At 38.5% G+C, this 20,994-nt stretch carries 19 protein-coding genes; 17 read left to right on the top strand and 2 right to left on the bottom strand.

Annotation, left to right across the window (positions count from 1 at the left end; translation table 11 throughout):
- Window positions 1–111 precede the first annotated feature (111 nt).
- The 10 genes from SOM16_RS16240 to SOM16_RS16195 all read left to right on the top strand — a co-directional run bounded on the left by SOM16_RS16240 (window position 112) and on the right by SOM16_RS16195 (window position 7,901).
- On the top strand, window positions 112–492 hold the full coding sequence (locus SOM16_RS16240; protein ID WP_320465047.1) for a DoxX family membrane protein: 381 nt from the start codon (window positions 112–114) through the stop codon (window positions 490–492).
- Between the two features lie 86 nt (window positions 493–578).
- Window positions 579–1,010 (top strand): DUF2147 domain-containing protein, encoded by a 432-nt coding sequence (locus SOM16_RS16235; protein ID WP_320465046.1) that lies wholly within the window; start codon window positions 579–581, stop codon window positions 1,008–1,010.
- 4 nt (window positions 1,011–1,014) lie between these two features.
- Window positions 1,015–2,034, top strand: a complete 1,020-nt coding sequence (locus SOM16_RS16230) for an oxidoreductase (RefSeq protein ID WP_320465045.1) — start codon at window positions 1,015–1,017, stop codon at window positions 2,032–2,034.
- Window positions 2,035–2,179: 145 nt separating this feature from the next.
- Entirely contained in the window at window positions 2,180–2,995 is an 816-nt protein-coding gene (locus SOM16_RS16225) for a TerC family protein (protein WP_320465044.1), read from the top strand.
- A gap of 109 nt (window positions 2,996–3,104) precedes the next feature.
- Window positions 3,105–3,800: an HAD family hydrolase gene (locus tag SOM16_RS16220; RefSeq protein WP_320465043.1), complete on the top strand. Its 696-nt coding sequence runs from the start codon at window positions 3,105–3,107 to the stop codon at window positions 3,798–3,800.
- Window positions 3,797–4,633 (top strand): phosphoribosyltransferase family protein, encoded by an 837-nt coding sequence (locus tag SOM16_RS16215; RefSeq protein ID WP_320465042.1) that lies wholly within the window; start codon window positions 3,797–3,799, stop codon window positions 4,631–4,633. The genes SOM16_RS16220 and SOM16_RS16215 overlap by 4 nt, the downstream gene beginning before the upstream one ends.
- Window position 4,634: 1 nt before the next feature.
- Window positions 4,635–5,189 (top strand): TerD family protein, encoded by a 555-nt coding sequence (locus SOM16_RS16210; RefSeq protein ID WP_320465041.1) that lies wholly within the window; start codon window positions 4,635–4,637, stop codon window positions 5,187–5,189.
- A 4-nt stretch (window positions 5,190–5,193) separates the two neighbouring features.
- On the top strand, window positions 5,194–5,808 hold the full coding sequence (locus SOM16_RS16205) for a TerD family protein (RefSeq protein ID WP_320465040.1): 615 nt from the start codon (window positions 5,194–5,196) through the stop codon (window positions 5,806–5,808).
- A gap of 24 nt (window positions 5,809–5,832) precedes the next feature.
- Window positions 5,833–6,930, top strand: coding sequence for a toxic anion resistance protein (locus SOM16_RS16200; protein WP_320465039.1), 1,098 nt, complete (start codon window positions 5,833–5,835; stop codon window positions 6,928–6,930).
- Window positions 6,931–6,938: 8 nt separating this feature from the next.
- The gene (locus SOM16_RS16195) at window positions 6,939–7,901 is read left to right on the top strand and encodes a hypothetical protein (protein ID WP_320465038.1); all 963 of its coding nucleotides are present in this window, start codon (window positions 6,939–6,941) and stop codon (window positions 7,899–7,901) included.
- Here SOM16_RS16195 and SOM16_RS16190 read toward each other — a convergent pair whose 3' ends face one another.
- A complete protein-coding gene (locus SOM16_RS16190; protein ID WP_320465037.1) occupies window positions 7,902–8,765 on the bottom strand; it encodes a dienelactone hydrolase family protein in 864 nt (287 codons plus the stop codon). It lies immediately after the preceding gene.
- Between the two features lie 60 nt (window positions 8,766–8,825).
- Window positions 8,826–9,881: a phosphotransferase enzyme family protein gene (locus SOM16_RS16185; RefSeq protein WP_320465036.1), complete on the bottom strand. Its 1,056-nt coding sequence runs from the start codon at window positions 9,879–9,881 to the stop codon at window positions 8,826–8,828.
- 569 nt (window positions 9,882–10,450) lie between these two features.
- Between SOM16_RS16185 and SOM16_RS16180 the strand changes: the two genes are divergently transcribed.
- From SOM16_RS16180 to SOM16_RS16150, 7 genes are all read left to right on the top strand, one after another.
- Complete coding sequence (locus SOM16_RS16180; RefSeq protein WP_320465035.1) at window positions 10,451–10,705, top strand: hypothetical protein; 255 nt, start codon at window positions 10,451–10,453, stop codon at window positions 10,703–10,705.
- A 131-nt stretch (window positions 10,706–10,836) separates the two neighbouring features.
- The gene (locus tag SOM16_RS16175; RefSeq protein ID WP_320465034.1) at window positions 10,837–11,103 is read left to right on the top strand and encodes a hypothetical protein; all 267 of its coding nucleotides are present in this window, start codon (window positions 10,837–10,839) and stop codon (window positions 11,101–11,103) included.
- Between the two features lie 20 nt (window positions 11,104–11,123).
- The gene (locus tag SOM16_RS16170) at window positions 11,124–11,432 is read left to right on the top strand and encodes a GNAT family N-acetyltransferase (RefSeq protein WP_320465033.1); all 309 of its coding nucleotides are present in this window, start codon (window positions 11,124–11,126) and stop codon (window positions 11,430–11,432) included.
- A 111-nt stretch (window positions 11,433–11,543) separates the two neighbouring features.
- Window positions 11,544–11,789 carry a DUF3253 domain-containing protein gene (locus SOM16_RS16165; protein ID WP_320465032.1) on the top strand — a complete coding sequence of 82 codons (246 nt, stop codon included), beginning with the start codon at window positions 11,544–11,546 and terminating at the stop codon, window positions 11,787–11,789.
- A 436-nt stretch (window positions 11,790–12,225) separates the two neighbouring features.
- Complete coding sequence (locus SOM16_RS16160) at window positions 12,226–14,031, top strand: flavin monoamine oxidase family protein (protein WP_320465031.1); 1,806 nt, start codon at window positions 12,226–12,228, stop codon at window positions 14,029–14,031.
- A 5-nt stretch (window positions 14,032–14,036) separates the two neighbouring features.
- On the top strand, window positions 14,037–15,812 hold the full coding sequence (locus tag SOM16_RS16155) for an alpha-keto acid decarboxylase family protein (protein ID WP_320465030.1): 1,776 nt from the start codon (window positions 14,037–14,039) through the stop codon (window positions 15,810–15,812).
- Between the two features lie 584 nt (window positions 15,813–16,396).
- A complete protein-coding gene (locus SOM16_RS16150; protein WP_320465029.1) occupies window positions 16,397–20,920 on the top strand; it encodes a hypothetical protein in 4,524 nt (1,507 codons plus the stop codon).
- Window positions 20,921–20,994: the final 74 nt, after the last annotated feature.

The raw sequence follows: 20,994 nt of genomic DNA, 5'->3' as shown, positions 1-20,994 counted from the left end.
TGAAAAAGCTTTTACTCGAAATTTTATAATAACCGGCTCTTTTTGGATGAGAAAGGAAACGGTCATTAATTTAAATAGCCATATTATTAAATCATTAACAAATCTCATATTATGAAAATTGTAACTATTATTATTCGCGTGTTGTTAGGAGCAATGTACCTCTTTGCTTCCATTTCGTATTTCTTCAAAATAATGCCTGCAGAAATGCCAGCCATGACTGCCGATCAAACCAAGTTTATGACTGGTGTAACGGCATCGGTTTATCTCATGCCACTTATTAAGAGTACAGAACTGGTTGCTGGTCTTTTGCTGCTCATCGGTAGAACTGCGCCCCTGGCCGCATTGCTTATTTTTCCAGTCACGCTAAATATTTTTCTCTACCATGCTTTTCTGGGTCCAAAAGAATTGCCTATGGTAGCGGTAATGCTTATTTTTAATGTTTTCCTATTTTTTGCCTACCGCCAAAAATATCTGCCCATACTTGCAAAGTAAAACTCGGGGTAAACAAATTACTTTTTCTTTTCAGTTTGCATACAAACGGCAATTCACTATCTTTAAAAACTAACTATAAATAAAATATGAGAAAGTTTCCATTATTAATGCTGCTATTGGTAGCCATGTCGTTTTCAGTATTTGCGCAGAACAAAGATGCAATTGTTGGTAAATGGCTTAATCCATCTGGAGAAGGACAAATTGAAATCTATAAAAAAGGTGATAAATTTTTCGGCAAACTGGCCTGGATGAAAGAACCTAATTTGAATGGAAAACCGAAATTGGATGTTAAAAATCCAAATGCCACTTTACAAAAACGATCCCTTTTAAACTTAGAGTTGCTAAAGGACTTCGTTTATGATGATGGCAAGTGGACCGACGGAACAATCTATGATCCCAAAAGTGGAAAAACCTATAGCTGTAACATGACAATGAAAGGTAATGATATATTAAATGTAAGGGGATATGTGGGGATATCATTATTAGGCAGATCTGAAACCTTTAAGCGAGTTAAATAAGAAAATGAAAAAAATAATCTGGTGCCTGCTAATGGCACCTTTTTTTTGCGCTGCACAATCGTTTAGCCTAAAGCCATTAAATGAAAATACTAAAGCCAGTTTACGAGGTTTAAGCGTTGTTTCTAACCAGGTTATTTGGGCCAGCGGAAGCAATGGATCAGTAGGGAAAACCCTTGATGGTGGTTTAACCTGGCAATGGATGAAACCAAAAGGCTATGAGCAGTTGGACTTCAGAGATATCGAAGCCTTTGACCAGCAACATGCTATCATAGTAAATGCTGGCTCGCCTGCCTATGTGCTGAAAACTATTGATGGTGGCACCACCTGGACCGAGCACTATAAAAATATAGATTCCGCTATCTTTTTAGATGGATTGGGGTTTTGGGATCAAAACAGCGGGATAATTTTTGGCGATCCCATTCAGGGTAAAATGCAGTTATTGAAAACCACAAACGCAGGTACTACCTGGCAAAATATATCTTCAAATCTCAGGCAATCACTAGCAGATGGTGAGGCTGGTTTCGCTGCCAGTGGTACAACCATTAAAACTTTGCCTGGTGGGAAAGTTTGGATTTCCAGTGGTGGAACCACATCAAATATTTACTATTCTGCTGATTATGGCGAAAGCTGGAACGTTTTCAAATGCCCGATCTGGCAAGGGGAAAGCACTACAGGACCTTTCTCAATTGATTTTTATGATGCCAAAAATGGTGTTGTGGTTGGTGGAAATTATGTAAAGGATAAAGCCAATGATAACAATGTTTGGCTCACCAGTAATGGAGGGAAAACCTGGACTAAGCCTGTTACGCCTGTTGCAGGTTTTAGATCTGGTGTTGCCTATATTAATAAGAATATGGTTGTTGCTACGGGTACATCCGGTACGGATGTTTCAACAGATGGTGGGCGAAACTGGAAACATATAGGTGACCAAAGTTTCAATGCTGTACAGCAGGCAAAAAAGGGAAACAGAATCTTTCTTGCCGGAGAAAAAGGACGTGTTTTTGAATTACTTATCAACAAATAAATATTCTCAAATAAGCGTAACAGTTTTTCGAAACATACATCTAAACCAAATGAAAATAAATATTTGCAAATTGTCTGGATTAATCAATACAAACCAGAATATTTCGTTTTCTTTGTTTTACTAAATATAATTATACTAACGTTCTATGGATTTTTTGCACACTGTTTTAGGTGATGACATTCAAGCTTCTCTCCTTATTATTTTAAACTTAATCGTAATTGAAAGTTTGCTTTCGGTCGATAATGCTGCAGTTTTGGCTACAATGGTTATGGATTTGCCTAAAGACCAGCGAGACAAAGCACTAAAATATGGTATTATTGGCGCTTACGTTTTCCGGGGAATTTGTTTATTTCTGGCGGCTTGGCTGGTAAAGATCTGGTGGTTAAAACCACTCGGCGGTCTTTATCTGATTTATCTGGCTTTTGATTACTTCTGGAAGAAAAATGCAAAAAAGAATGAAGAAGAGGAGGAAGTGGATAAAAGTAAAAGCTGGATTTATAAATCGACTGTTGGATTAGTTGGCACCTTTTGGGCAACTGTTGCCTTGGTAGAGGTAATGGATCTTGCTTTCTCTATTGATAACGTTTTCGCCGCTGTAGCATTTACGGATAATATTTACCTGATTTATATCGGTGTGTTTGTAGGCATCCTGGCGATGCGTTTTGTAGCACAGGCTTTTGTTAAGCTAATGGAGAAATTTACCTTCCTGGAAACAGTAGCATTTATCGTAATTGGTGTTTTAGGGATCAAATTAACTTCATCACTGTTTACCCACTTCAACCCGGAATCGCCAATTTCTCATGCCATTGAAGGAGAAAAAACAGATTTATTCGTTTCCATATTTACCGTTGCAATCTTCATTTTGCCTGTGTTAACGTCATGGCTGTTTAACTATCCTAAGAAAACCAAAACTGAACTTGAAGTGATAGATAAAGCCGACGAAGTTTTAAATAAGTCTTAATCAGTTCTGGTGATTTGTCTATAATAATCTTACATACAATAATTCTGAAAGCTACGTTTAATCTGTAATATTAGGATTTTGAAAATGGCAAAAAGAAAATCTACCGTGAATGAACTTTTACAAACATTATTCTTTTGATCTTTGGTTAACCTTAATTAAGTCAAATCCTGCCTTTAAAACAGAACGGACACGATATTTCCATCAAAACCTGAATTCAAAAAAGAAGAGTATAGAGGAGGTTGGTGTTATTTTCAGGCAGGTAGATTTAATGGTGAATGCCATTAATGAAAAAACAGGCAAAAACGTAGATGCTGATGAAATGTACCTGATGGTGATAAGCATCATCAATGATTATGATTTTAACTTCGGCGATGTTGATCTGGACGAGTTATATCAGAAAATGGAGGTTTTGTTGCTTAACCACATGCCGTTAATTTATTGCGACAGTTGCTTAAATGTATTGTCGGCAATAAAAAGTTCGGGAACAACAACAACAAATATTTTAAGTAATACGGGTTTTATTAAAGGTAAAACGCTTCGGGAAGTGCTTAATCACCTCGGAATTGATGCTTTTATCGATTTCCAATTATATTCTGACGAAGTAAGGATGTCTAAACCAAATGCGGTTTTCTTTCAATTGATGATTGATAATATTGATCGGGAAAGACATCAGGAACTGGCATTGCAGGAAATCATTCATGTGGGCGATAACCCGGTGGCAGACATCCGCGGAGCGCAAATGATGGGGATCAACAGCATGCTAATCCATTCCAACAATCTATCTATCTCAAATCTACTCTCATGATACCATATACCTATTCACTTCATAAAATTGACAACACCACCAACTTTGGCTTCGATCCTGATGATTACAGCCGTTTCAAATTTGGCGATGATTTAGTCGCCCGGTCTTTTGGAAAAGATCTGGCAGATGGCTTTATTAAATACTACCTGGCAGATAATCGCATTGCAGATCAGATTGTAGTCATCTCCAGTCCTTATAGCTTCATTCCAACTGCAACCTTTGCCATGAAAAACTATTTCGTGTCGCAACTTAACCGCTGGTTGGTAGAGAATGGAGGGCTCACCGTTCAGGAATCTAAAGTTCACCGCACCATAACGTACAAGGAAGATTATGGCGAGTTGAGTGCAGAAGAGCGCATGAATTTAATTGGTAATGATTCTTTCCACATCGACAAGGACTTTTTAGAAGGTAAAACACTCTTGTTTTTAGATGATATTAGAATTACCGGCAGTCACGAACGGATGATTTTAAAAATGGCTAAAGAATATGGTCTGAGAAATGAAATGCACATGCTTTATTTTGCCGAACTGGTAAATAAAGACATCCATCCAAATGTGGAGAATTTTCTAAATTACCACCAGGTAAAAACTATTTTTGATTTAGAACAAATTATTAGTAACGGTTATTTTTGTTTTAATACCAGGGTGGTGAAATATATTTTAAATACAGCATCTACCAGTTTTTCGATCTTTTTAGAGCGGATGGATCATGATTTTATTCATCAGCTTTACGATTTGGCATTGGGAAACAGCTATCATTTGATGGATGCTTACGCTGATAATTTACAACTTATTAAAAGTTACATAAAAGACAATACTTATAAATTAATATAACATGGCTATAAACTTGCAAAAAGGGCAGAGAGAAAATATCGATGCGCCAAAATTTACCATAGGTTTAGGTTGGGATACCAACAACTCATCAATAGGCTCTGCCTTTGATTTAGATGCTTCCATTTTTATTTTAAATGACCAGAAGAAATTAATCTCTGATGAGAATTTTGTTTTCTATAATAATTTAATTTCTCCTGATGGCAGTGTGGAACATACAGGCGATAATTTAACTGGCGATGGTGATGGTGACGATGAACAAATTAAAGTTGATTTAACCAAGGCTGATCCAAAAGTAAGCGAAATCTGCATAGTAGTGACCATTCATGATGCGGAGAGCAGAAGACAAAATTTTGGGCAGGTAAGAAACTCGTTTGTGCGGATTTTTGATGCCGTAACCGACGAAGTGATTTTGAAATATGAACTCGAAGAAGATTTTTCTATCGAAACAGCAGTAGAATTTGGAAGAATCTACAAACGTGAAGGCAAATGGAAATTTGAAGCAGTTGGAATGGGGATGAAAGGTGGTTTACAAGATTATTTAAATAAATATCAATAATATTATGGCAATCAATCTTCAAAAAGGCCAACGCATCAGCCTTGAAAAAAGCAACGGAAGTAAACTACAAAATGTTTGTGTAGGTATTAACTGGGGCGCAATAGAGAAAAAAGGATTATTTGGTTTCGGATCATCAAAGGAAGCGGTAGATTTGGATGGCAGTTGCGCATTATATAATGAAAATAAGCAACTTTTAGAGGTGGTTTACTTTGGTAACCTAAAATCTAAAAACGGTTCTGTTAAACACAGTGGTGATGATTTAACCGGCGATATGGGTGGAGATGATGGCTTGGATAATGAAGTCATCACGCTTGATTTTTCTCAACTGGAAGGCAATGTAGCTTATGTTGCATTTGTATTGAACAGCTTTAGAGGCCATGATTTTGGAACTATTCCATTTGCTTCCATCCGCATTTACGAAGGTACAACCAAGCAGGTAACAGAAGTTTTTGCCAAATATGATATTGCAAACAGTTCTAACTTTGCAGGTCACGTTTCGATGGTAATGGGTGTGTTTTATAAGAAAAATGGCGAATGGAAATTTAATGCCATTGGTGAGCCTACAAAAGACAAAAAGCTGGAAGATACAGTGAAAACGGTTACTCAAAATTATTTATAAGCCTGGCTTAACCAATATAAAACTATGGAAACCAACCCTAACGTTACTCAGGATTTAACACCAGTGAAACTGGACAAAGACGGAAATGTAAGCCTGGATAAGATAAGTCCGCAGGAAAGTGTAAAATATGCTGAACTCGGTAAATCGCTGGAGCCATCTGATGTCAATTCTATTTTAAATTATGGAAGTGATGCGCAAAACTCTATGGAGAAGTACAGTAATGATTTTTTATCATCTGTAAGAACCTATAACAGTGGCGAGGTTGGGGGCTTGATTAACGAATTATTATCGGAGCTGAATTATATCGACATTTCGGAGTTGGAGCAAAGTGCCTTCAAGAATTTTATTTCGAAGATTCCTTTTTTGAAATCGCTGGTGGTAGATGTAAAAAAGCTTTTCCAGAAGTATGATGTGGTGGTGAATAACATTGATAAAATTACCAACAAAATCAAGGCTGGCAGGTTAAATTCCATTAAAGATAATAGTTCACTTCAAACCATGTTCGATAGCAATGTGAGTTATATCCATCAAATGGAAGAACTGATTATTGCAGGGCAGTTGAAGTACAATGAATTGGCGCTAAAACTGGCTGAAATGGAAGGTAGACCTGCAGATTACCAGGATTATGAAATTGCCGATTTAAGAGATTTCATCAGTCGTTTAGATAAGCGCCTGGCAGATATGAAAATTGTACGTTTCATTATGTTGCAATCGCTGGCACAAATTCGGGTGGTGCAAAATAACAATACTTCTATTGCAGAAAAAGCGCAATCTATTGTGTCAACTACCATTCCGGTATGGAAAAACCAATTAACCATTGCGGTTGCATTGCAAAGGCAAAAAGCCAATGTAGAAATGCAGAAGAAAATTTCTGATACCACCAACACCATTCTTCAGAAAAATGCAGAGATGCTGAAACAGAACAGTATCGATGTGGCTAAGGAGAATGAAAAAACCGTTGTATCTTTGGAAACGCTGAAAATGACTACCTCTTCACTAATTGCAACGCTGAATGAGGTAAAACAAATTCATGAAGCAGGTGCGCAAAGCAGAAAAGTGTTGGATGGAGAGTTAAAAACTTTAGAAGCAGAGCTGAAAAAGAACGTAACCCGGGTGAGTTAAATTAAAGCATGGATGATTACCGTTTAAATATTTTAAAAAAATCGAGCACCGAAATCAACCGTTTACAGTTGCTTTCGGTGTTTTTTGATGGGGAGATTATCTATAAAATATTTTTGCGTAGCCAGGTCATTCATCAACTATTCGCCAACAACGAAGAGCTGGAGATTGATAAGCTTGATCTTTTTCATGTGCAGTTTACCGAAAGTGTAATTGCGCTGCTACGGAAGATCAAAAAAAGTAATGAAAAAAACGTGAGCCTGATTTACGATGAAATTGATTTAAACGAAGAATTAATTAATAAAATTTCGGGCTCAGTGGTTAACCAGCAGCAATTTGGGCTGGATAAGCAAAAGCAGTCATTAAAAATTAATCAATCTTTGAGGAGGTTGTTTTCCGTTTTATCTGATCTCAGTACTGACTTTCCCTTCTCCAAAAACATAAATGTCTTCAGTTCCAAATACGCCAACGATTTTTATTTTGATCTAAATGCCGATCAATTTGCTACGCTGATTGATTTTAGCACGAAGCAGGTTTACACCAATATAAACGCCATTATAGAACGCAAACTGATGGGTTTGCTTTGTAAACATGAGTTTAAAACACAGTTTGCATTTGGATTAAAGGCTGGTGAAATGGTAATTGAAGTGTATCGGTTTCTGGATGTGGATAAACATTTCCTTTTTTATCCCGGTAGAAACTTGTTCCTGTTCTGTGATTTATCTATCCTAAATGGTATCGAAAAGGAAAATAATCTCTCAGAAAAGGAGCGCATTGTGCAAGAGTTGGCGTATAAAAACGATAAGCTTAAAAGCAATGCAGCCATGCTTAAGGTAGCCATTCCAGCAGAGATTGTTTCTCTACTGGAAGATAGCTATACCAAAATTTCAGATATCAACTTCTTAAATCACCTCAATAATTTTGATGTACAATCGAACATCTTAAAAGCCATGCTTAAAACTGAATTGTTTTAACTAGCGACTCAAAGTAGCCAGCTTATTCTTAAATAGACCCATTGTCCGGCTCCAGGCTAGTTTAGCTGCCACTTCGTTGTACCTTGTCGGCGATGTATTGTTATTAAAAGCGTGGTTAACACCGTCATAAATATAAATTTTATAATCCTTGTCATTTTCCTTCAAAGCTTTTTCATAAGCGGGTATACCAGCGTTAATGCGTTCATCAAGACCGCCATAATGCAACATTAAGCTTGCTTTAATTTTAGATACCTCTGCAGCGCTTGCCTGCGCACCGTAATAAGCAACGGCTGCCTGTAATTTAGGGTCGTTAACAGCAAGTTTACTGGCCATTCCGCCGCCCCAGCAGAAACCCATACAAGCTACTTTACCGTTTGCATCTTTTCTATTGCGCAGATATTCAAGCCCTTTTAAATAGTTTTGCAAATTCTTTTCAGGGTCAAGTTTGCCAATCAGTTCACGTCCTTTATCTTCATCAGCTGGCGTGCCACCTAAAGGCGAAAGTGCATCTACACCTAAAGCAATAAAGCCTTCAGCTGCAACCCGTTTGGTGATATCAATGATGTGCGGATTCAAACCTCTGTTTTCATGAATAACCAAAACACAACCTAACTTTTTATTGGTTTTAGGCTTCGCCAGCACAGCTTTCATCTCTCCATCCACACCAGGATAAGTGATGTTTTCGACGATGATTTCATCGCTGGTAAAAGATGCGGCAGCAGCATAATTGTTTTCGAGCAAGGGCAGGATCGTCATTGCCATTGCGGTTCCACCAGCCAGCAAGGCCAGTTTCTTCATAAAATCTTTTCTATTCAGCTGACTATGGGTATATTCATCGTAAAGGGTAATTATTTTTTGATCCATCGGAATATTTTTGATTAATGACAAGATAAACATCATGTTTGAGCTTTTAAGCCTGATTGCCTAAAAGTTACAATATAAGGCTTCCCATTTTTGTATTAATTCAATTCTATGTTTGGTAAATTTTGGGGTAAGAAATGGGTTTGACCAGTCATCAAAATGATCATAAAAAAACTTGAGGAAAAAGATGTGAAAGCAGATGCCAAGGTAAGGGATTGCTTCCAGCTCATCTCGTGTAAGTGGTCTGATATCCTGGTAAGCTTTTAAAAAGATTTCGAAATCAAGATCAGCCTGTTCTTTTGTAATGGCGTTATTTAGCTGATGAAAAAAATAGTGATTTAAAAAAGACATCAGGTCGTTAATCAGATAGCCATGGCCCGCAAAGTCGAAATCAAAGAAAGTGATTTCTCCAGCCTCGTCGAAGTGAAAGTTTTTAGGAAACAAATCATAATGGCAATAGCCAGTTGAAAATGAATTTGTGTCGAAAGACTCAAACTTTTTCATCACTCGCCTGGAGATTTCTTTAAGGTAACTTAGCTCGTCTGACATACCCTTGAGATGAGGTTCCAGCGTTGCCAGGGGATCAAGTAGCGTAGTTTGAAAATTAAAGAATAGCCTTGGGTACACGAGTTTAACTCTCGAAGTAGTTTGATGAAGCTTTGCTGTATTTCTTCCAAGTGTAATCAGTTGCGTTTTGTTCAGGTTGTGCACAACTTTTCCCTGAGCAAAAGAAAATAATACACCATTTCTAACTCCTTCTGCTGCTTTAAATTGCTGAATATATTGGTTATAACGATCTTTTATCGGATAGGCAACACTATTGCCATCGGCCTTTAGGGCATTTAATAATTCCACTTCAGCTTTAATCTCTTCCAGCTTCCTATGGGCATTTCTATATATTTTGAAGATGTATTTATCTGCATCATTTTCTAGCAAATAAGTATCACTCACGTTTCTAATTAATAAACGGCATCGAAAATCAGCAGGTAACTGGTAAGCGTCTGATAGGTAGGTCTGTAACGCAGGGGAAGAAAGTGTAGAGTATTGCGCAGGAAAAATAGCTGGGTTCATGAGATCGGGAATAGGAGTTAAAGATAACGATTTAAAAAATATAGTCATTATTAAAGACTACCTTATCGCCTTAAGGCATGCTGCTTTCTGAAGTTAGATCTATTCTGTTGGAAAAAATATTTGATTGCCTACAATACGCTTGTATGCTTCTACTGTATTGTAAATGCCTTCAAAGTCGAAACTAAAGCTGCCGTTTTTGGCCGCCATTGTTGTCTTAAAATTTCTATTAGCCCTCAGATCATTTTCTGCATCAGGCGCATGCTAGCCACTCGAAGTAAATGTCCACTGGGTGATGTGTTGTGGCTCAGCCGAAATACCCAGACTTTTTCGATTGGTGCACGAACTACTGTTTCCACTTTTATTGGTGACGTATTTTTCATCACCTTGTTAGGTTTGATTAAGATAAATACAAGCCACGCGATCAAAAAATACAAGATAAATAATGGATAAAAATAAAATGAATCGCAGATTTATTTGATGAACCAGGTTGGTATTAAATGAAAAAACAAATAATCGAAAATTAACTTTGAGATTACACTCAACCCGTAGACTTAACATATTTTTGGTGCTTCCGCGGATGATAGTTTAGAAAGCGGAAACCAACATTTAAACAAAAGATGAAGTATCTAGTAAAAGAAATAAGTGATGGAAATTGTGACATCACTTTATTGCCTGAAGATCTAAATGATCGGAATTTGTTAACAGAGACAACAAGGCTCACCGATAGAGATTACGAAAAAACAATTCAATTTCATTATGAGCATGCATTAAAGGCCAAGGTTCACAGCAATGCAGCTTTTGTATCTTTAAATGAAGATGAAAGCAATTATCCTAAACGGGTAAACGTAAACTACCAGATTATTTATAGTTAATAATCGTGAGAAAAAAGCAGTATCAGCATCGATACTGCTTTTTTTGCTTTAAGGTGAAGTTGTTCTCTGTTTACTATTTATTGAAACATTCAGATTTACATGTTGTTGTTTGTATAATCAATAAGAAACGTATGAACAATAACCAGGAGAATACATCGCCATTAGATGATGTGAAAGAAAGAAAAGATCAGGAGCAATTGAGTCAGGAAGCCTTAGGTAATGCCGAAGCAGCCCAGACTGAAGATTTGTCTGATGATAACGATTTGTTAAGTACGCCCGTAATTACTGGTACAGGTGGTAACCCCGCTGCTGCGACACCAAATTCGCTGATTGTTCATGAAGATGAAAGTGGAGAAAAGCGTTACGAAGAAGGTGAATCAACTACAGAGAAGGAATAATTCAGTTTAAAAAAAGCATTATGGCAGAAGTTAAATTTCAAAATGACGGGGCAGAGCCTGATGAATTTAATTTGTTCGATCAGGATAAAAAGATTGGAGAAATGATCGTGGAAACCATTGGTGATAACCTTAAAGTTTACCACACAGAAGTAGATGATGATCAGGCAGGGAAAGGTTATGCAAAGAAGTTACTCGATGCCATGGCTGATTATGCCCGGTCAAATCAATTGAAGGTGATCCCGCTGTGCAGCTATGTGGCGCTTCAATTTAAGCGCCATCCTGATGAATACGAGGATATTTGGAATAAATCGGTTAAGCCGGAGTTTTAGGAATTTTAAGCTCCGGAATTAATATAATATACTATACAAAAATTAAAGGTCAAAGGATTTCTATACTGAAATGATGATCGCTCAATAACTACGTTTCATTTATAAGAATTTATGCTGCAGCGTACAGATATATCATCATCCATTTTATCTTTAGCTACCCAACGTGGTGTTGAAAAAACCATCTGTCCCTCCGAAATTGCAAGGATGTTATTTCCTGATGATTGGCCCGATCACATGAAAGATATAGTCAATGTAGCTATTGATTTGCATCATCAAGGCAAAGTGATAATCACACAAAAGGGAATGCCTGTCGATGTGAATCACATCAAAGGACCGATTCGCATTAAAATTATCTGACTTAATTACTTAATCTTAACGTCTTTATAACCACGCTAAGTTTTATCTGGTGGATCTGTTAATGCCATTAAATTGGCATGCATAAATTTTCCATTGGTGAGAACCAATCTATAGCTGGAAAGCCATATAACCATCTCTCAGGTGGATTTATCAAACAATTGTCTTTGTATATAAATCAAAGCAAATGTCTCTGGTCAAGTTTAGCACACTTCCTTGCTTCCTGGACTCAAGATATTCAAAGAAGACTGTAAAATTTCAGTATTGAATTGGATAAGGCTGGCTTAAATACTTTAATAATTAAGAATCATTTATATTAATGGGAGGCAGGTGTTTTGTTGTATGAGATTTAATATAAGTTTTTTGTTAAAATTATACTTTTTATCTATATTTATCATACAAAACAAACTGATTTAATCACTAATAACACTCTCACTAAATGGAAAATTATCTCCATGGTCTGCTTGATGAAAGCGCAGATCCCGTTATTCAAAAGTATCTGGAATACATTCGTACTCAAATTCCAGACCCCAAGAAGAAGAAAAAGGTATTAATTATTGGCGCGGGTATGGCGGGTATGGTTGCCGGAGCCATGTTAAAACAGGTAGGGCATGAAATCACCATTGCCGAAGCAAATACCCGAGTGGGTGGTCGTATCAAAACGTTCAGAAATACTGTAGAAAAAAAGTATTTTGAAGATGACTCGCTGTATTGCGAAGCTGGTGCCATGCGCATCCCGAGCATACACCTCATGGTAATGGAATATATTAAGCAGCTAGAATTAAAAACCGAGCCATTTTACTATGTTTCAGTAAATAAAGAACAGGCGATAGCTTACAAAAACGGTACCCGTAAAGATTTACCGGAACAAGAAAGAAAATCGCTGTTGTTTGTAAATTACCGTAGGGTAATTCAGAGCGAATATTATAAAAAAGAGGTAGATGTGAATAAGCTACTGGATTATCATTTAGAAACCAGTAGCAATAATTTTGAGAACCAGCGTGCTGATCAGTTGCTTGGTACGCTGCTTAATCCACTGAAAGCATTCCTGGCTCAAAATCCTGAAAAAAACTGGCCTATCCTGATCGAACGCTACGGCAATTATTCAATGATGCGCTTTTTAATGGAGTCTCTGTATTCGCAAAATGCGATAGAAATGATTGCAGTACTGCAAAATTTAGAGTCACGTTTGGCCTATGATTTTATCCAGAGTTTCATAGAATCCAATGTGATTAAGGATGATACGCAGTTTGTACAGATTATTGATGGTACAGACAGGCTGACCACTAAATTTTTCGAAAAACATCAACTACATCAGAATACTTATTTCAACTGCCATGTAACCAAACTTTGGATAAACGAACAAACCGGCAAGGTTAAAATAACTACCGACAGGGAAAAGGATCATCAGACGAAACATCCTGAAAAGGATGAATATGCAGTTCATAGCCACAGGGTTGATAGCATGGAATTTGATGAAGTGATTGTAACGATTCCTTTTTCTGCATTCCGGATGGTTCATGTGTGGCCAAAATTCAGCCAGGAAAAGCGTAGAGCTATTCGAGAATTACATTATGATTCTGCCACTAAGGTACTGCTCGAATTTAAAGAGCGCTGGTGGGAAAAAGCACCTTATGGCATTATTGGCGGCGGTACAATTACCGATCTTTCCAACAGGTTTGTTTATTATCCCAGTCAGGATATTGGCAAAGATGGACATGGATTAATACTGGCATCCTACTGCTGGTCGGATGAGGCAAGTCGCTGGGATTCCATGACTGATATCGACAGGTACAATGTTGCATTAGATAATGTTGCCGTTATCCACGCACCTCAAGACCTGGCAGAACAAAAGCGGATCAAGAGTTTAGCGGTACTGCGGGTTACTCATCATGAAGAAAAGAAAGACCAGAGCAATAATGCAGATCCCGGTAATATCATCGGCGGAGCTACGCAAAGCTGGATGCAAGATCCTTATGCTTTTGGCGAAGCAGCCATCTTCAATCCTGGTCAGTTGCATTTACTACAAAAACATATTGTTAAGACAGAATGGGATGGGAAGGCACATTTTGCCGGAGAACACGCTTCACTGAAACATGCGTGGATAGAAGGTGCCATAGAATCAGGAATACGTGCCGCGCTTGAGGTAAACGAAACACCTGTTTATCTCAATGAAATTAAAGAATCGGCTGCTAAAGAAGATGCTATGATAGTTAATCCAATAGCTGCAAACCTTAACTCATAAATGCGATGGAAACTTTAACAGATATGACTGTTGCCAAGTATTTAGTATTGCGGCTTAAGGAACTTGGCCTAACCCATTTATTTGGTATAGCGGGCAATTATTCGGCGCCATTTTTAAATACTATTGATGAGGATGAAGGCATAGATAAAATACAGATTATAGGCGATACGAATGAAATTAATGCAGGCCATTGCGCCGATGCGTACGCCAGGCTTAAGGGCTTTGCTGCTGTGGCGGTAACTTATGGCGTTGGTGCTTTTACCTTGCTCAACGCAACAGCAGGTTCTTATGTAGAACATTGCCCTGTACTGGTTATAAACGGTTCTCCCACCAATGCCGATCAAATGAAAAGTATTGGTGAAGGACTCCTGGCCTCGCATATGACTGGCGACATGTATAGCAACATTAACATATACCGCCATGTTACTGTTGCGGCAGAACTGGTGATGAGTAGTGTAGATGCACCATATAAAATTGATGCCGTACTAATGGCTTGCCTTATTTATGGCAGGCCGGTTTACCTGGAAGTTTTTGAAGATGTATGGCGGATGCCCTGCGAAGCACCTAAGCATAAACTGGTTTTTAATGGCGCTAACAGTTGCACGCAAAATGCGGTGGAGGCTGCAAAGAAAACGGTAGAACTGATTAAGGAATTTGGCGCACCAATTTTTTGGGCAGGGGAGGAAATTCAGCGGAAAGGCTTACAGGAAGAATTTTTAAAATTAGTGGAAGAAACGAAGATTGAGTTTACCACTTCTATCTTGGGCAAATCTGTGGTTTCAGAAAACAACCGATATTTTCGTGGAGTTTTTAACGGCAATGCCTCGCCTAAAGATGTGCAGGAGCGGTTTAAGAAGGCGGGTGTTAAAATTGGCCTCGGTGCCTGGACAACCGGTAAAAACCTTGGCGGTTTTAATATTTGGGGTGAGCATACTGTCTTGGCGAATCATTCATCTGTACGGATAGGCGCACAGTTCGAACCTAACGTATCACTTGGCGATTTCATGAGCGAATTACGCAAGCAACTCAAAGGCGTAGTATTCAAACCTCATCACATGTATAGCAGTGATCAAAAGGTAGCCGATTCAGCCTTTGTTGTTGAGCCGAAGCAAAACGAAGGTGATTTGCCAATTACCTATGACAGCTTTTTTGGACGGATGAATAAATACATTACCAAAGATCATATTGTAGTTTCTGATTCCGGCTTTGCCTTATTAGGCGCACAAGGCCTGCGGATTAAAGAACCTAATGGTTTTGTAGCACAGGCTTCGTGGCTTTCTATCGGTTATTCTGTACCAGCAGCCGTAGGCATAAAATGTGCCATGCCAGATAAGCAAGTTATTGTTTTTGTTGGCGATGGTGCTTTCCAGGAAACTTGTCAGGCCATTAGCAATCAGGCCAGGCTAGGCCATAACACCATTGTATTTGTATTAGATAATACCATTTACGGTATTGAACAAATGCTGACCAATCCAAACCCATTCAGACCGGCTGATAAAAAGATAAATTACCCGATTAAAGATATGAATGAGGTCTACCCTTATAATAAAATGCACCAATGGAAATATGCAAAATTAGCAGATGTGTTTGGCGGCAAGGGTTTCGAAGTGTCAACCATGACAGCGCTGGAAGATGTTCTCCAAAAACTGGATGACAAAGACACTAATTTTATTGTGCATGTTCATTTACCAGAGGTTGATATTCCGGAAGCTATTGCCTATAAAAACGACCGGCCTGGCGAAGATGAAATTCTACATAAGGACTGGTCATTGTGCGGGTAATATGTTAAGCGATTAGGGTTGGAAAAACAATAATCTAACCAATTAACCTCCTTTAGCTTTGCGTCAGTATCTTTAGACCCATCCTTAGGATACTGACGCTTTTTCAAATGTATATAGTAAACCATATCTCTTTACTAGGAGTAATAGAGATTATTCTTAATACCAAATGGATACCCCTCCATAAATTAGAAAAACTGAATTTCATTCAGCTGCAAACACTAATAAACTTCTAAAATTTCATAAAATGATGATCAACTTGCGAAGTTTGGGTGGCCTTTGTAAGGGGATTACTTCGAAATTTTTTAGTGTACAGCGTTTTGAACTTTTGTAAGTTGATAAATACTTATTTTAAATAGTTTCAAGATTAATAAATATCTTTAAATGAACAGAACGTTGTTTCCAGGTTGAGGAAATTTTACTTCAGTTGGGTAATAATTTCCTCATTACGGGGAGTCTGATGAGGCCGAAGATTCGTGTTTCCTGTCTTAATTGACTTTTAACGTTATGGCTCGAATGTTGGCTATTGGTTGTTGATATTGTCTGTTGTAAAGGCATATCAGTAAGCCAAAATATTAACGTTCGTGATGCTAACCTCTACACACCTTGTAAGATTTTTATCTTTCATCTTTTCTCTTTTTTATATCGTCGTTTCTTCCGCGCAATCTGTACCTAATGCCGATGCTTCAGCCGTGCGAAACTTCGCTGTAAATGCATTTGCGCAATTAGATCAAAATAATCACTATACGGATTTTCTAACACCAAATGATTTAAATGAATTACCAGTTGGTTTAAAGCATACAATTAATAACATCACTTATAAAATCTCCATCAGTAGCGCCGTTTTTCATCCAACCTATGCAGAATTAACGGTTTATGCGAAGGTGGAAATACCACAAAGCCCGGGTGTATTATTTTTTGGAATCAGTGGATTGAAACTATCATATGAAGGAGGAATAGTTGGAGATGCTAAATTAGCTTTGCTTGGTGATGTACCCATAGATTTTAATGGTGGTAACGGCAAGGTTATCTTAAAAGGTGGCCTGGATCTGGCCAATGGACAGGCCTTAGACGGACTTACCTATGTCACCATAGACTGTAAGGGTTTTAAGGAAATGGGACTGGCTGCAGAGGTGGTGTTTCCAAGAAGTCTGCTAATTCCCTGTGCTGAAAATGGCGACCAGTTAACGGATCTAAGTAAAGAGGTTACTGGTTCATTCAAAACCGTTGTCTCCGATTGGAACGATATCCTGGTGAATATCAACCTGCCTAAATTCCAGATTGCCAAATTAAAGGATGTAGTTTTTACAGTTGCAAACGCCACTTTTGATTTTAGCGACAAGCGAAACAGCCCAAATGTTTTGTTTCCAGCTGGCTATGAAGCGCAATATATGAGTTATCCAAGCTCTGGAATGTGGCGGGGAATCTATATTCAGAATCTGGATGTGATGCTGCCGAAGGCTTTTGCCAAAAAGAACAGTAAAGAACGCATCAGCTTTGGCTCCAACAACCTGATTATAGATAACAATGGCGTAAGCGGAAGTTTTTATGGTAAAAATATACTACCCTATAATGAAGGTTCTGCGTCTGGATGGAAGTTTTCGGTAGATGAATTCAATATTGATCTGGAAGCGAATAAATTGGTTGGTGCAGGATTTAAAGGAAATATTGGCTTACCCATAAGTGAAAAGGATACCGATGCCTTGAGATATGAAGCTGTAATTACAGGTGATAATAAATACTGGCTTACGGTTGCGCCAAAAGATAAATTGGATTTTAACCTATGGCAGGCGAAGGTTACCCTTGAGAAAAATTCATATGTAAAGCTACTGGTAGAAGATGATAGGTTTTTACCGGAAGCAAATCTGTATGGAAGGTTGGATATCATGGCGAGAACCAGACCTGGAGATTCAACAACCAAGCCCCTTGCTAACTTTAAGGGAATTGCATTTAAGGGCCTGCGCTTAAAAACGGTTTCGCCTTATTTAACGGTAGAATATTTTGGGTATGAAGGGGAATTGAGTGTAGCCAATTTTCCTGTTTCTGTTGATAGTATTGCACTTACTTCTACCCAGATGGAAACCAGCCTTTCATTTGGTCTTAAGGTTACTTTGATGGATGCGGGCTTTAAAGCAGACACCCGATTAAACTTTACCTCCTCATTTGAGCAGCAGGATGGATTGCAGAAATGGAAATTCAAAAAACTTGGATTGAGCGCTATTAAGCTCAACCACGTAAACATTGGTGGGGCTAGTTTAGATGGAGAACTTAATCTATTAGATAATGATCCGGTTTATGGAGATGGTTTCGGGGGAGGGATAAGCGCAAAATTTGAGTCACTGGCCCTTGAGGTTCGGGTTAGGGCTATTTTTGGAAGAAAAGATTTTAGATATTGGTTTGTAGATGGAAAAGCAAGTTTCGGAACTGGTGTTCCTGTACTTCCACCGGTTCCATTTAATATTAAAGGATTTGTTGGCGGGATCTATTACCGCATGAGTAAAATTAGCCAGAACGCCAGTTCAGATTCAAAAAGCTTAATGCCAGAATATAAACCTGATAAAGCAATGGGTTTGGGTGTGAAAGCAGGTTTATTATTCAACGTGGCTAGTGATATGGTTGTGGATGGGATGGTTGAATTTGAAATGGCTTTCAACCGTAATGGAGGGTTAAATTATATCGGGTTGTTTGGAAGCGCAAAATTTATGGGTAAAATACCTGTGGTTGATGATGCACTGAATAAGGCTGCAGGAGTATTACAAGGTGTTCAGGATAATATCGCGGCCCAGTTGGAAGGACTATCGGATGCATTAAAAATTGAAAAGTTAGCTAAGTTACAAACCTTAAAAACTAACGACCCACAACAGGCAGCACGGGCTGTATCAAATAAAGTCGATTTTTCTGAAGGATTTGCAGCCTACCTGGGGATTAGCTATGATTTTCAAGCCAGAACTTTCCATGCCAATTTTGACATTTATATTAACGCCGCAAAAGGACTTTTAAGAGGAGTTGGCGCGAATAATCGTGCGGGCTATGCGGTAATGCATTTTGCTCCAAAAGATTGGTATATCTATATGGGTACACCAACCGATCCTGTAGGAATTCAATTCGGCATTGGCAGTTTTAGCCTAAAAACTGAAAGTTATTTTATGATTGGTACCAAAATACCAGGCTCGCCGGCACCTCCACACGAGGTAGCAGATATTTTGGGCGTGGATATGCGGCAGCTCGATTATATGAGAGATGTTAATGCATTGGGAGATGGAAAAGGGTTTGCCCTTGGCTCCAGATTATCAATAAGTACTGGCGATATTTCCTTCCTTATTTTATATGCCAATTTCAAGGCAGGTGTAGGTTTTGATTTAATGCTAAAAGAATACCCTGATGCGCATTGCGAGGGAAGTTCTGAACCGATTGGGATACATGGCTGGTATGCCAATGCGCAGGCCTATGCTTATTTGCAAGGAGAGTTGGGGGTTAAGGTAAACCTCTGGTTCCTCAAAACCCGGATTCCAATCATCAAAGCGGGGGTAGCCGCCTTATTGCAGGCAAAACTGCCTAATCCATCATGGTTTAGAGGATATATTGGCGTGCAGTATAATGTACTGGGTGGTTTAATTAAGGGAAGAGCAAACTTCAAGGTACAGCTTGGTGATGAATGTAAAATTGTAAACGGGGGGCAGGAAAATCCTGTTGGCATCAATGTAATTGCCGATATGTCGCCAAAAACGCCTGATGGTATAGATGTTTTTGCCGCCCCTCAGGTTGCGCTTAATTTTCCTGTTGAACGTGATATCCCCATTATAGATGAAAGCGGGAGTAAAACTTTCCGTATTAAACTAGAAAAATTTGAATTGACCGAAAATGGAAAACCAATTTCTGGTAAACTCGAATGGAATGCAGGGAAGGATGCCGTATCTTTTCTATCTACAGAAATATTGCCCCCAAATACCGCCATAAAAGCCTATGCTAGAGTAAGTTTTGTGCAATTAGTTGGTGGTAACTGGCAAACTGTTTATATGGATGGCAAAAAAGCAGTGGAGGAAAAAAGTATTGATTTTAAAACCGGAACCGCGCCAGAAAGTATTCCGCTTACCAACATAGATTACAGCTGGCCTGTGGTAGACCAACGGAATTTTTATAAATCAGAGAGCAATACAGGCTATGTGCAATTGAAACGTGGACAGACGTATTTGTTTAATCTGCCTGGTTTTACACAGAATATGACCTTCAAAAAGGAAAACGGTACTGCGGTGCCTGTAACCTATCAATATATTTCAGAGAACCAGCAGCTTAAATTTGATATTCCGCAGGTAGACGTAAATAGTAACTATAGTTTTGAACTGGTTAGTAAATCTCAGGGTACAACTAGTGGCACTACTTCAAATACCCAGACAAAAACCACTGCAGAGGGAGATGTAACCGAAATCACCAACAAGCAGGCGCAAGACATCATCCGTGCAGACGGTGGAAAAGTATTACTCGGCTACAATTTCCATAGCAGTGCATTTGGCACCTTTAAGGAAAAGGTAGATGGAATAAATGGCGTGCAGGATCTTTTCGGCAAAGTTTCATCTGATGTAATTGATCTTAGAAAAACAGTTGCCCCATATGAGGCATTTGATTTAGCCGAGATTTCTGGAACGGCTTATACCAATAGCAAGCCTTTATTACAACCAGTAGCCCTTTTAGATAATGCTTATTATGTGCAGGATATCCATCCACTTAACTATGAAAAATATCCTTTAGCAGGCGATATCACTTTAAGTAGGGATACCATAGAACTTGGGCTGGCACCCACAAAGGCATTGCCTATACTACTCAGCTACCAAACCAATGTTGAACAGGGCAATTTCAATACCCAGTTTGTAAACCAGCGGATGCCTTACATCTATGATCTGCCCCGCATTTATAAATCAGATTTTCAAGAACTGCAAAGCCAGGTCGTGAATCGTTTCCTGGGAACACCATTACAAAAGCAGTATGAATGGTTAATCAATGGGCATTTCCCTTTCATGCGGGAAGGGAACTATAAGGTACAGTATAGGTTTATCCTGCCAGATGGAAAAGCTGGTACCACTGCAATTGTGAACTACAATAACCCAATAAAATAAGCCGAATACATCAAAATAAGAAAAGATGAGGATTAAGCACTCTATATACACCATTTACTTTTTAGTTTTTTGTT

Origin of the sequence: Pedobacter sp. CFBP9032, from assembly GCF_034045265.1 — a bacterium.
GTDB lineage: Bacteria > Bacteroidota > Bacteroidia > Sphingobacteriales > Sphingobacteriaceae > Pedobacter.
This window is presented reverse-complemented; position numbering and strand designations above follow the sequence as displayed.